Origin of the sequence: Gilliamella sp. CG35, from assembly GCF_046635745.1 — a bacterium.
Classification (GTDB): domain Bacteria; phylum Pseudomonadota; class Gammaproteobacteria; order Enterobacterales; family Orbaceae; genus Gilliamella; species Gilliamella apicola_I.
Genome location: NZ_JBIDFH010000014.1, coordinates 40559 through 53641 on the forward strand (window position 1 = coordinate 40559; position 13083 = coordinate 53641).

The window sequence follows — 13083 nt, forward strand, 5'->3', positions numbered from 1 at the left end:
AAAGATTCTGATCCGATTGTTAACGATATTCACCATGATGAACATATTGATTTAATCAAGTCATTCATACTTGATTGGTGTCTAATAACATTTAAAAATCTTACTTTAAATTAAGAGCATACTAACATGTCACTATCTAATTTACCCGAAAACCTTACCCATGATTCACAACAAAAAGTCATCACTGAAGTTCAATCTTTACGTGATAAGATAAGACATCATGAATATTGTTATTATGTCTTAGATGCGCCTGAAATTCCGGATGCGGAATATGACAAATTGATAAAACAGCTTCAAACTATTGAACAGCAGCATCCCGAATTGATTACTCCTGACTCCCCTACTCAAAGGGTTGGCGGTGCTCCCCTATCTCAATTTGCCTCGATAAAACATGAAATACCAATGTTATCTTTAGATAATGTTTTTGATGAGACAAGTTTTATTGCCTTCAATAAAAGAGTAAAAGATCGCTTACACTTAAAAGAAAATGAACCGGTAGAATATTGTTGTGAATTAAAATTAGATGGATTAGCGGTAAGTTTACTTTATGAAGATGGTCAATTTGTACAAGCTGCAACCCGAGGAGACGGCACAACAGGAGAAGACATTACCGCCAATGTCAAAACCATAAAAACCATTCCACTGGTTTTAAGAGGAGAGCAGATACCAAGACGCTTAGAAGTTCGAGGTGAAGTGTTCATGTCTCACAAGGGCTTTGCCAAACTCAATGCTGAAGCAGAAAAACGAAACGAAAAAGTCTTTGCAAATCCTCGTAATGCAGCCGCTGGCTCTCTGAGACAATTAGACCCTAAAATTACAGCTAAAAGACCTTTATCGTTTTTCTGTTATGGTTTAGGTGTTATTGAAGGTGCCAATCTGCCTAATACGCATTATGACCGTTTAATGCAACTTAAAACTTGGGGATTACCTGTTAGTGATAAAGTTCAAGTGCGAAAAGGTGCGCAAGCTGCTTTAGATTACTTTAAACAAATTGGTGAAGAGCGCATGTCATTGGATTTTGACATAGACGGTGTGGTCATCAAAGTAAACAGTATCGCTTTACAAGAAGAACTCGGCTTTGTTGCCCGTGCTCCTCGTTGGGCAACGGCGTTTAAGTTTCCCGCGCAAGAAGAAATCACCCAATTAAATAAAGTTGACTTTCAAGTCGGTAGAACAGGCGCAATTACACCTGTTGCAAGACTAGAACCGGTATCTGTTGCAGGTGTGATTGTCAGTAATGCAACTTTGCATAACAGTGATGAAATCGCCCGATTAGGTGTCCGTGAAGGTGACTATGTTTCTATACGCCGTGCAGGTGATGTGATTCCTAAAATTGTATCGGTCATATTAGATCGAAGACCAGCCGACACCAAAGCGATTATCTTTCCAACCCACTGCCCGATTTGTGGTTCGCTAATTGTTCGCGATGAAGGGCAAGCGGTATCTCGCTGTGCAGGTGGACTTATTTGTCCAGCACAACGAAAAGAAGCGCTTAAACATTTTGTATCCCGTCGAGCCATGAATGTGGAAGGAATGGGTGATAGACTAATTGAACAGTTAGTGGATAAAGATTATGTTAAAACACCCGCAGATCTTTATAGACTCACGGTACCATTACTATGTTCGTTAGATAAAGTAGGCGATAAATCGGCTAAAAATTTATTAGCAGCACTTGATACATCGAAAAACACAACTTTAAGCCGCTTTATTTTTGCGCTTGGTATACCAAATGTCGGTGAAGTGACGGCTGAAAATTTAGCTAACCAATTTGGTAATTTAACGGCAATTGAAAATGCATCACTTGAACAACTACAATTAGTTAATGATATTGGTGTGGTTATTGCTGAAAGCATCATTGATTTTTTCCAAGAACCCCATAACCGCGACGTAATAGAACAGTTAACCAGTGATGACATTGGTATTCATTGGCAAGACACCAATCCCCAAGCACAAACAATGGCAACCGATTCACCTTTTTCGGGTAAAACGATTGTTTTAACCGGGACTTTATCTGTTTTAACACGTGATGAAGCCAAAGATAAATTAAAACAACTTGGTGCCAAAGTGACGGGAAGCGTATCAAAAAATACTGATCTGGTGATTGCCGGTGAATCTGCCGGTTCAAAATTAGAAAAAGCGCAACAACTTGGCATTAAAGTCATTGATGAACAAGAGATGTTAAGTTTGCTAAATGAATAAGATTGTTTGGACTTGTCCAGTTATAAAGACTATAACTGGCAACTCAACACCAAGGAGAAATTTATGCCATTATTAGATAGTTTTAAAGTAGATCATACTAAAATGAAAGCCCCTTTTGTCCGCGTTGCAAAAACGATGGTAACCCCTAAAGGTGATAATATCACTGTGTTTGATCTTCGTTTTACTATTCCAAATAAAGCACTACTACCCGAAAAAGGGATCCATACTTTAGAACATCTATTTGCAGGGTTTATGCGCGATCATCTAAACAGTGATACTATTGAAATTATTGATATCTCGCCTATGGGATGCCGCACAGGATTTTACATGAGCTTAATCGGTCAACCTGATGAATCGCTCGTTGTTGATGCTTGGCTCAAATCCATGCATGATGTCCTCAGTGTAACATCACAAAACCAAATACCCGAATTAAACGAATACCAATGTGGCACATACAAGATGCATTCATTGGATGAAGCCAAGGCTATTGCTGAAAAAATAATTCACTCAGGTATCGGTATTTGTCATAATCAAGATATCGCATTAACCGACGCTCAACTTGCCAAAATGGGTCACTAGGAGTTTTTTATGCCAAATGTTGTCATCGATTTTTTAGAAGGTCGTACTATTGAACAAAAACGAGAAATGGCGAAACGTGTAACGGAAGCGATTGTTCAAACGCTTAATTGTAAGCCTGAAGCAGTACAAATTATTATGCACGAATTATCCAAAGATCAGCTAGCAAATGGCGGTGAGCTAAGAATTGATAAGGAATAATACTTTTTTAATTCTGTTATTAATAATGATTAATCCAGCTCTATACTCGACATCTATTGCATAACAAAATAGTACGCAAATCTAAAAAAACCTCAAAAAATCATCACTAATTTTTTGAGGTTTAAATATATCAATTATTTTTGCTTTAACTAGTGTTGACCATTTTTCATGCCACATCCTACCAATTATCAATAATGTAAAAATGTGTTTAATGATCGCAGTGATGAAGATGAAGCAAATGTCCCATTTTATTAGCTTTGGTTTCTAAATAGTGTTCGTTATTTGGATTCTCGCCTACTTCCAAAGGAACTCTTTCTGTAACTTGAATTCCAGCTTGTTCTAACACTCTTATCTTTTCAGGATTATTAGTTAGTAAACGAATTTGTGATACACCAAGCAGTGTCAGCATATCAGCACAAAGTTTAAAATCACGCTCATCAGCAGCAAATCCTAACTGCTCATTCGCTTCCACCGTATCAAGCCCTTGGTCTTGCAGGGCATAAGCTCTAATTTTATTTAATAAACCGATATTACGCCCTTCTTGCCGATGATAGATTAAAATGCCTTGACCTTCTTTTGCAATTTGTTTTAAAGCTGCTTCTAATTGAAAACCACAATCACACCGTAAACTAAATAACGCATCACCCGTTAAACACTCCGAATGCACTCTGGTTAAAACAGATGTTACCTTTGAAATGTCACCAAAAACTAATGCGACGTGATCCTTGCCAGTTGCAATTTCTTCAAAACCTACCATAGTGAAACAACCCCATGGTGTTGGTAGTTTCGCTTCTGCGACATGTTTTAATTGCATTATTATCTCCGTATTAAATGAATAACATAAACGAGAATCTATTAAAAATAAACCACATTTATGATAAAATAGACAGCACAATATGTTTAGTTGAGTTTTTAAATGGGGTTAGTTATAAAAAAAACAATAGCTGCATTGGCTATTTTTTTAGTCGTACCATTGTTTATTATAGTCATAAATTGGCATTGGCTACCAGACACATTGAACGATAAATCAGAATATTTTTTTTGGGTTACTGAAACAGCAAGTTACCCATGGGCAATAATAACATCAATATTTTATTTCATTTTATTTTGTGCTTTGCTAGTCAGCAAAACAGATAAAATGTTAAAAAAGATTGTATTAGTATGGTTGGTTCTCGTGAGTGCTGTCCTCAGCGGACAAGTGATAAAATCTATCATAAAATCACAAACAGCAGAATCAAGACCTTTCGTCTTATGGATAACAAAAGAACATAATACAACTGACCAATATTTTTATTCATTAACCAAGCCAGAAAGAGCTGCTTTTATCAAAGAATCATTAATCAATTCATCTACAATACCGAATTGGTTATCCAAACACTGGCAAAATGAAACAGGGTATTCTTTTCCCTCTGGTCATACACTATTTGCAGCAACATTTGCTTTTTTAGCCATTGTGCTACTTAACTTCAGGCGTAATTATATCTTTATATCGTTGATTGTGATATGGACGGTATTAATAGAAATAAGTCGATTATTACTAGGTATGCATACTCCTATAGATTTAATATTATCCGTCATCATTGGTTGGGGTATTGCATTAATCTGCTATTTTTATGCTAAAAAATGGCATATAGTAACGTAATCATTTACCCAGTTTTTGCGTTACTAAACGATTTAATGCCTTTAGATAAATCGGTAACAGGTTGTTTAACCGATAAATGGATAACAATAAAGAATAAAAAGTATTAAAAAGAAGAAAGGTCAACATTATGAAATTAATTTTATCGATTATATTGATTATTGCTATTTTTGCATTGTCTATTGCTTTAGGTGCAGCCAATGATCAAGTGGTGACATTTAATTATTTAGTTGCTAAATCAGAATTACGCTTATCTGTTCTGCTGGCAATTTTATTTGGCAGTGGTTTTCTGGTAGGTTGGTTTGTCACGGGTTACTTCTTTTTAAAATCGAAATTACAACACTCATCAACTAAACGCAAACTAAACAAATTACAAAAAAAGTATGATGAAGATATCGCAATAAATCAAAAAGCAACATTAACAAAAATTAATTAAGAATAGACGATTATGTTTGAACTGTTATTTCTGTTACTTCCTATCGCAGCCGCTTACGGTTGGTATATGGGTGACAGAAATGCAAAACAAAAATACTTAAACCAATCCAACCGGCTATCGCGCGAATATGTTGATGGCTTAAACTTTCTTTTATCAAATCAAAAAGATAAAGCTGTTGATTTGTTTTTAGATATGTTAAAAGAAGATGACAGCACCCTTGAGGCTCATTTAACTTTAGGAAACTTATTCCGTTCACGTGGTGAAGTTGATAGAGCCATACGCATTCATCAATCTTTAATGGAAAGTTCAGCATTGACGTTCGAACAACGCCTATTGGCAATACAGCAACTAGGGCGAGATTATATGGTTGCCGGTTTTTATGATCGTGCCGAAGAAATGTTCTTACAGTTAATTGATGAAGATGATTTTCAACAATATGCATTACAACAATTGATTATCATTTATCAATCAACCAGTGAATGGATCAATGCGATTAATGCTGCCACCAAATTAGTCAGATTAGGTAACATTAAATACAAGACAGATATTGCACAATTTTATTGCGAGTTAGCCGCTATTGCTATGTCTGCTGATGATATGGAAAAAGCTTATAACCTGTTACAAAAATCAGCTGCCGCTGATGCTAAATGTGCGCGTACCTCGCTCATGCTGGGTCGGGTATTAATGATACAAAACAAGAAAGAACAAGCCATTGAATCATTCAAACAAATTTTAACGCAAGATAAAGCCTTTATCGGTGAGGCATTACCTTTATTAAAAACATGTTATTTAGAATTAAATCAACCCGAACAGTTTAAACAATTTCTACAATTATGCGTTGATCAAGATAGTGGCAATGTTGCTGAATTAATGCTTGCCGATATAGTCGAAAAACAAAGCGGACTTGATGCTGCCCAAAACTACATGTATCGGGAATTACTCAAACACCCTAATTTAAAAGGGTTTTATCGATTGATGAATTACCACGTAGCCGATGCCGAAGAAGGTCGAGCAAAAGAAAGTCTTTCACTTTTACGTAAAATGGTTGGCGAACAGATTAAAACCGTCCCTAATTATCGCTGTATTAAATGCGGGTTTACGGTCAATTCCATTTACTGGCTATGTCCTGCTTGTCGTTCTTGGTCAACCATAAAACCTGTTCGTGATTTTGAACAACATTCAGATAATTAATAAGAGCTTTATATGTATTTAATTGATTCTCACTGCCATTTAGATAGCTTAGATTTTAGCAACAAATCGATTGATGAAGTATTGCAAGACGCAATACGTCACGATGTTAAACACTGCTTAAGTGTAGCAACCACACTTTCAGGCTATGAATCGATGAGAGATTTTTTAAAACCCTATACTAAACAGTGCTCATTTTCATGCGGTATTCATCCTCTTAATTTAGAAGAAGAAAGCTATGATGCCGATCGCTTTGAAACATTGGCAAGCCAAGATAATGTAATTGCGCTGGGCGAAACTGGGCTTGATTATTACTATCAACAAGATAATCTTGAACAACAACAAGCAAACTTTAAAGAACATATTCGGTTAGGTCGTAAACTCAATAAACCTATCATTGTTCATACACGCAATGCACGCCAAGACACCTTAAGAATCTTAAAAGAAGAGCATGTTTATTCTGGGGTCTTACACTGTTTTACCGAAGATATCGATACGGCCAAACAATTGCTAGATATCGGTTTTTATATCTCTTTTTCGGGCATTATCACCTTCAAAAATGCTGAATCATTACGTGAAGTTGCCAAATATGTCCCCATGGATCGTATTTTAGTTGAAACCGATTCACCTTATTTAGCACCTGTTCCCTATCGAGGCAAGGAAAACCAGCCAGCTTATGTTCGTGAAGTTGCTGACTATTTGGCAGTATTGAAAGGTGTTTCTATAGACGAAATAGCACGACAAACAACGAATAACTTTTGTCAATTATTTAATTTACAAGGGGCGTTACATGAGTAATAAGTTAACCATAGATTGGGATGATTTTTTAACGAATTATTGGCAAAAAAAGCCAGTTATTTTACGTGATGCTTTTAAACACTTTGTTGATCCTATCACGCCTGAAGAACTTGCAGGTTTAGCGATGGAAGAAGAGATTGATAGCCGAATAGTTACCAACAAAAATGGGAAATGGGATGCCCAATTTGGTCCTTTTATCGACTTTAGCCATTTAGGTGAAAACCATTGGAGTTTGCTGGTACAAGCAGTTGACCACTGGCATGAACAAGCAGCCACCTTAGTTGCCCCTTTTAAATGCTTGCCTCAATGGCAATTTGAAGATCTGATGATTTCTTACGCAACAGATAAAGCAGGCGTGGGGCCTCACATTGACAATTATGATGTATTTATCATACAAGGCAAGGGATGCCGACGTTGGCAAGTTGGCGACCGAAACGAACACTACAAACAATTTAGTGCTCACAAAGCATTGCTACATGTTGAAAGTTATCAACCCATCATTGACGAAGAAATTACAGCAGGCGATATTCTGTATATACCGATAGGCTTTCCACATAATGGTGTCTCAATCGGTGAATCGCTTAGTTATTCAGTCGGTTTTAGAACCCAAACGTCTCAAGAACTATTAAGTGGCTTTGCCGATTATGTTATCGATAACCTACCCAATGGCATATTTTATCAAGATCCCAACTTAACATTACCTAAAGATTCCTATCGAATACAATCCTATGAATTAGAAAAATTACAAAACCAGATAATTGAACTGGTTAGAACACCTAAACTCTTTAACGATTGGTTTGGTAAACACATTACTATTCCAATGCATGAATTAAATATTGTTCCTGTCGAGCCACCATATCAATTTGATGAATTTGTATCGCTTTTAAAAACTAATAATCTGTGCCGAGTTCCGAGCATACGAATTCTAAAAGTAGGTGATTATGGCTATATTCATGGTGAAAAAATCCATTTGCCGATGCCGGTTATTGATCTTTTATGCCAAGAAGAAGAGCTTTATTATGAACAGCTAGAAGATGAATCGACTTTAAAGGTCATTTTGGATTTAGTCAATAAAGGCTATTGGTATTTTATCGAAGACTAATCAAGATTATCCGCTGAGGAACACTCAGCGGAAATTAGCTATCAATCAATTAAATTTAGAAACTAAGATTCACTTAATAAATCATCTATACCCTGTCACGATTCTTTACACAAAATAAAATTATCACTAGTTGATGCATCCTTTAATATTTTTATATATAAAGTTACTTACAAGAAATGATTATTTTCTAGCAAATAACCAATTGTAAAGGCTTTTAGCTTGGATTTTTAAAGTTTTTAAGTATATACTTTGCACCGCTTTTAAACGACCTTATTGAATTAGCCTACAACCTATTTTAAAAGGTAAAGTTTAAATAAGTAACTCACTATTCACAATCATTAGAGGTAAATATGAAAACTGCGATAGACCCAATTAAACAAGCTGAAAGTGAAACTGGATCCACCACAGCTTATCAAAAAAGAACGCTTTTTGCCTCTACAGTCGGCTATGCATTAGATGGTTTGGATATGATGATTTTAGGGGTCTGTTTTACCCTAATTCAAGCAACTTTTAATCTAACCAAAACCGATTTAGGAACATTAACTTCAGTAACATTATTAGGTGCTGTACTGGGCGGAATTCTTTTTGGAACCTTAGCAGACAAATATGGTCGTGTTAAAGTCTTTTCATGGACAATTATCATATTTTCTGTATTTACCGGGCTGTGTGCTATTTCACCAAATTATGAAAGCTTTTTAGTTTTCCGTTTTTTAAGTGGTCTTGGACTAGGTGGAGAATTTGGCATTGGCATGACGTTGGTGTCAGAAACATGGCCAAAGCATAAACGTTCAAGAGCGACATCGATTGTTGCGTTAGGATTTCAGTTAGGCATTATACTGGCAACCTTAACGGTAAATTTTGTAGGAGAAGCACACGGTTGGCGTTGGGCTTTTGCTGTCGGAGTACTTCCTGCTTTGTTTGTTGCCTGGACACGTAAAGGATTGAAAGAGCCTGAAATTTGGCAATCATTAAAAGATCAAAACAAAAATAAAATTGCATTAGGTAAACTATTTAAAAATGTCAAAACATCAGCAACCACGGTTGGTTTAACCATTGCTTGTGCCGTACAAAACTTTGGTTTTTATGGCATCATGACTTGGATGCCAACCATGATCGCAACCGAACGTGGTTTATCATTCAAAAATACGCTATTTTGGACGATATCCACCACAATTGGTATGTCATTAGGTATCTTAATTTTTGGTTGGCTATGTGACAAATTTGGACGCCGTCCTTCTTATATTGTCTTTCTATTAGTTTCAGCGTTATCTATCTGGTTTTACTTTCAACAAACCGATATGATCGTTTTGATTTTATTTGGTTCAGTCATTGGCTTTTTCGTCAACGGCATGATGGGGGGTTATGGGGCATTACTGGCCGAACATTATCCGACAGACGCTCGTTCAAGTGCTGAAAACATTATCTTTAATGTTGGACGAGGAATTGCTGGCGTATCACAAGTCTTAATTGCTTATTTAGCGACAGTTTATTCAATAAGCTACGCACTAGCGCTATTATCTGCGGCTTATCTATTATCCGCTGCTGCATTTATGTTTTTAATTCCAGAAACAAAAGGAAAAACGTTAGAATAATTTTTATTATTACAGGGCTTAACCCTGTAATAATACCGCCCAAGATAGCAAAAAAATCATGTGGTACACAAAAGTGAATAGTTCAATGCAATGACAATTATTTTGTACAATCTGTTGATTTGACGTTAATGGATAACATTTTTTTATTATTCAAGTAATAATCATATCGAATACCATCCATGAATATTTCTTTAAAATGAGCAATACCTTTGTTATCAGAACAATAAAGCTCAAGAATCTCTGTGCGAGATGATTGTTCAAACTCTGGTGAGGTTAATTCTACTTCTTCAATATTTTTTATTTCGTATTTATATATAAACTGATCGTTGTCCTTTAAAACATCCACTAACGTAAAATTCTCATCATAAACAATAGGAAGTTGTTTTTTCATTGAATCAATAACGATACGTTGATTTTTTTCTTTATAGCTCCCACTATCACAACCAAATAGCGCCAAACTCCATACCAATAATGCAGATATTTTTTTATATTTCATGCTATTACCCATAAGTAAAATTAATATTATTTTGTTTTTTCCATTTTAAATAAAACAATTAATAAAAAAATAAAAAGTCCCTATATAATTTGAATGAGGATTTTAATTTATATGGTTAAAATTTTACAACATAAAATATATTCTTATTTTAATAGTAAGCGTCAATATCAATACACTGTGTTAATTAAACTTTAGGTAATAACCTGATCGTTATCTTCTATCATTAGAAAATCATCATTTAATTAACTAACATAAATACATCATTTTGAGTTGATAATCTTCATTTTTTAAAATGATATTTAGATTCACATCTTTCTCAATAAACAAAATAAAAAAAGGGCTATTAATAGCCCTTTTCACCTTAATCGATACTCTACAATTTACCATCACAATCACTTGGTTTGAGATTAAGTGTTAATGCGTTACTATTATTGATATAGTAATTATGTGTAGCACCTTCAGGGAAAGCAAGTCTTAATGCTTTCTTCATTAAATCTGTACTACAATAATCGGTGAGTAAATTATTTAATAATGTCTTTTGAGTATTCTCAACTTTTAAATCATCTGGCGTCACACCTTTGACATCATATTTATAATTAATCGTGTTGTTTTCTTTGGATACATCCACCAGCGAAGTATTCTGATCAATATTCATTGGTAATGTTTGTTTAATATTTTTAATCACCGCATCTTGTGCAAGATTATAGTTACCCTCTTTTAACTTATTCAATATATCGTTACTTTCTGCTTTTGCTTGTTCAAAATAATCTTGTGTTTTATCGCTGATATCTGCACCTGTTTGCTGTACTTTCTGTTTAATATCATCAACAGTCGATTTAGAATTATCACAGTTAACTAAAAAAACACCTAATAATGCAAGCGTGATTACTTTAAAAAATTTCATTTTTTTGCCTTTATTCTAAGTTAAGTTTTAACACTATTATGAACAATGCATAATAGAACGTGATTTAAGATGTCTAGCTTAAAAATTTTTTGTAATAAAAGAGCCTGAGCAGCTCTTTTATCACGATATAAACATAAGATTAATTAGTATGCTCACCACCCGTTACACCATAAGTTTCTGCAGTGGTGTAACTTGACTCTTCTGAAGCTAAATGTACATAAACCCCTGCAAGTTCAACCGGTTGACCTGCTCTTTTAAGTGGTGTTTCTTTACCAAATTCAGGAATTGCATCGCTGAGTTGTCCGCCACAAACTTGTAACGGCGTCCAAACCGGACCGGGTGCAACACTATTAGCACGAATACCTTTACTGGCTAATTGCTTAGCTAATGCTTTTGTAAAAGCGATAATTGCCGATTTAGTTGAAGCATAATCTAATAATGTTGGGCCTGGTTGGAAGGCTTGAACAGATGAAGTAGTAATAATTGTCGATCCTGGTTTTAAATAACCTAATGCCGCTTTAGTTACCCAAAATAGCGAAAAGACATTAATTTCGAACGTTTTGCGAATTTGCTCTGTAGTAAGATCCATAATATCAGCAACCGCAGTTTGTTTACCTGCAACCAATGTTAGATTATCTAACCCACCAAGTTTATGATGAGCTTCATCGACCATTTTTTTACAAAACGCTTCATCACTTAAATCGCCGGGTATCAATACGGCTTTACGTCCGGCAGCTTCAATAACTTTTGCCACATCTTCAGCATCTTTTTGCTCATCAGGATGATAATTGATCGCTACATCTGCCCCTTCTTTGGCATACGCGATTGCCGCTGCACGACCAATACCCGAATCGCCACCTGTGACCAACATTTTAAGACCTTCTAAACGTTGATGACCTTTATAGCTTTTTTCACCACAGTCAGGAATCGGATTCATCTCACATTGCAAACCGGGCGCTTTCTGTTTTTGTTTTGGAAATTTTTCATGATAATATTTGGTCGTTGGATTACAGGTTTGTTTACTCATAATTTTCTCCTAAGTTAAACACATACATGTTCATAAACGATAAATAACTTAAACAAAATCAATTAACAATGACAAAACCGTATAACTTAAAAAAAGTAGAAACGAATCAATTAACAATATTGATAAATAAGATGAATAGAGATAAAAAACTTAGATATTATTTTTAAAAATCATTAATCTGTGACGAACTGAATTCAAACATAATATTAACTGTGGCTGTCCATAAGTAACGGGGCGAGAATACAATTTATCAATCAACAAGAAGAAAATTCATAAAATTTGATAAACGATCTCAGTTTAACAAATAAACGTTTATTAAGCCAGCACACAACAAATTAATCTCAATATTGCAAAACTTAATGACCTATGATTGTTTGATTAAAAGGATAAATTATCAATAAACGATCATTTATCTGTCTGACAATCATCCGGATTAAGTTCAACAATAATGATCTCTTCATTATCGATGAAGTAATGATAGTGGGCGCCATTTGGAAACACATTTTTCAGTTCTTTCATTTGTGGCACATTTTGGCAATAATCATCAAGTAAATTACTGCGTAAAGTATCAAGCGTCGACGTCAATAATAGTGCCTGTTTTGGTGTATTTTTTACGCGGTATTTATAATGGATAATATTATTGTCAGCAAAAACATCAAATAGCGTTGTCAATTCATCAATTTCAATCGGTAACTCGTTTTTAACCGCATTAATTTCTAAATTTTGAGAAGCAAGTAAATCATTATTAGGTTTTGTTGAACTGTCAGCAGAGGAATGATTTGACGCAGTCTTAGCATTATCACAATTAAGTAACACAAAACCAAAACTTATTAACACTATTATCTTTAATATGTTCATACATATTTCGCCTTTTTTTTATTTTAAACGTGTATTTTTGATATTAAACAGGATAAATAAGCAGATA

At 34.9% G+C, this 13083-nt stretch carries 14 protein-coding genes; 9 read left to right on the forward strand and 5 right to left on the reverse strand.

What is annotated here, in order from left to right; translation table 11 throughout:
- Positions 1-126 precede the first annotated feature (126 nt).
- The 3 genes from ligA (at position 127) to ACGH4F_RS07645 (ending at position 2976) form a co-directional block, all read left to right on the forward strand.
- A complete protein-coding gene (gene ligA, locus ACGH4F_RS07635) occupies positions 127-2199 on the forward strand; it encodes an NAD-dependent DNA ligase LigA (RefSeq protein ID WP_267351062.1) in 2073 nt (690 codons plus the stop codon).
- A 63-nt stretch (positions 2200-2262) separates the two neighbouring features.
- Positions 2263-2778, forward strand: a complete 516-nt coding sequence (luxS, locus tag ACGH4F_RS07640; protein ID WP_267351060.1) for an S-ribosylhomocysteine lyase — start codon at positions 2263-2265, stop codon at positions 2776-2778.
- A 9-nt stretch (positions 2779-2787) separates the two neighbouring features.
- Entirely contained in the window at positions 2788-2976 is a 189-nt protein-coding gene (locus ACGH4F_RS07645; protein ID WP_267351059.1) for a 2-hydroxymuconate tautomerase, read from the forward strand.
- 208 nt (positions 2977-3184) lie between these two features.
- On the opposite strand, the gene ribA is transcribed toward ACGH4F_RS07645, so the two are convergent.
- Positions 3185-3790, reverse strand: coding sequence for a GTP cyclohydrolase II (ribA, locus tag ACGH4F_RS07650; protein WP_411590698.1), 606 nt, complete (start codon positions 3788-3790; stop codon positions 3185-3187).
- Between the two features lie 102 nt (positions 3791-3892).
- On the opposite strand from ribA, the gene ACGH4F_RS07655 reads away from it, so the two are divergent.
- The 6 genes from ACGH4F_RS07655 to ACGH4F_RS07680 all read left to right on the forward strand — a co-directional run bounded on the left by ACGH4F_RS07655 (position 3893) and on the right by ACGH4F_RS07680 (position 9731).
- The gene (locus tag ACGH4F_RS07655) at positions 3893-4618 is read left to right on the forward strand and encodes a phosphatase PAP2 family protein (protein ID WP_411590700.1); all 726 of its coding nucleotides are present in this window, start codon (positions 3893-3895) and stop codon (positions 4616-4618) included.
- A gap of 127 nt (positions 4619-4745) precedes the next feature.
- Positions 4746-5051 carry a LapA family protein gene (locus ACGH4F_RS07660; protein WP_267351055.1) on the forward strand — a complete coding sequence of 102 codons (306 nt, stop codon included), beginning with the start codon at positions 4746-4748 and terminating at the stop codon, positions 5049-5051.
- Positions 5052-5063: 12 nt separating this feature from the next.
- A complete protein-coding gene (lapB, locus tag ACGH4F_RS07665) occupies positions 5064-6242 on the forward strand; it encodes a lipopolysaccharide assembly protein LapB (protein WP_267351054.1) in 1179 nt (392 codons plus the stop codon).
- Between the two features lie 12 nt (positions 6243-6254).
- Positions 6255-7037 carry a YchF/TatD family DNA exonuclease gene (locus ACGH4F_RS07670; protein WP_267351052.1) on the forward strand — a complete coding sequence of 261 codons (783 nt, stop codon included), beginning with the start codon at positions 6255-6257 and terminating at the stop codon, positions 7035-7037.
- Positions 7030-8139: a cupin domain-containing protein gene (locus ACGH4F_RS07675; protein ID WP_267351050.1), complete on the forward strand. Its 1110-nt coding sequence runs from the start codon at positions 7030-7032 to the stop codon at positions 8137-8139. Before ACGH4F_RS07670 ends, ACGH4F_RS07675 begins: the two co-directional genes overlap by 8 nt.
- Before the next feature lie 350 nt (positions 8140-8489).
- On the forward strand, positions 8490-9731 hold the full coding sequence (locus tag ACGH4F_RS07680) for an MFS transporter (RefSeq protein WP_411590703.1): 1242 nt from the start codon (positions 8490-8492) through the stop codon (positions 9729-9731).
- A 97-nt stretch (positions 9732-9828) separates the two neighbouring features.
- Here ACGH4F_RS07680 and ACGH4F_RS07685 read toward each other — a convergent pair whose 3' ends face one another.
- From ACGH4F_RS07685 to ACGH4F_RS07700, 4 genes are all read right to left on the reverse strand, one after another.
- A complete protein-coding gene (locus ACGH4F_RS07685) occupies positions 9829-10227 on the reverse strand; it encodes a hypothetical protein (protein ID WP_267351047.1) in 399 nt (132 codons plus the stop codon).
- Positions 10228-10600: 373 nt separating this feature from the next.
- Positions 10601-11131 (reverse strand): hypothetical protein, encoded by a 531-nt coding sequence (locus tag ACGH4F_RS07690; protein WP_267351045.1) that lies wholly within the window; start codon positions 11129-11131, stop codon positions 10601-10603.
- A gap of 139 nt (positions 11132-11270) precedes the next feature.
- Positions 11271-12158, reverse strand: coding sequence for an SDR family oxidoreductase (locus ACGH4F_RS07695; protein WP_267351044.1), 888 nt, complete (start codon positions 12156-12158; stop codon positions 11271-11273).
- A gap of 405 nt (positions 12159-12563) precedes the next feature.
- A complete protein-coding gene (locus tag ACGH4F_RS07700) occupies positions 12564-13016 on the reverse strand; it encodes a hypothetical protein (protein WP_411590705.1) in 453 nt (150 codons plus the stop codon).
- Positions 13017-13083 lie beyond the last annotated feature (67 nt).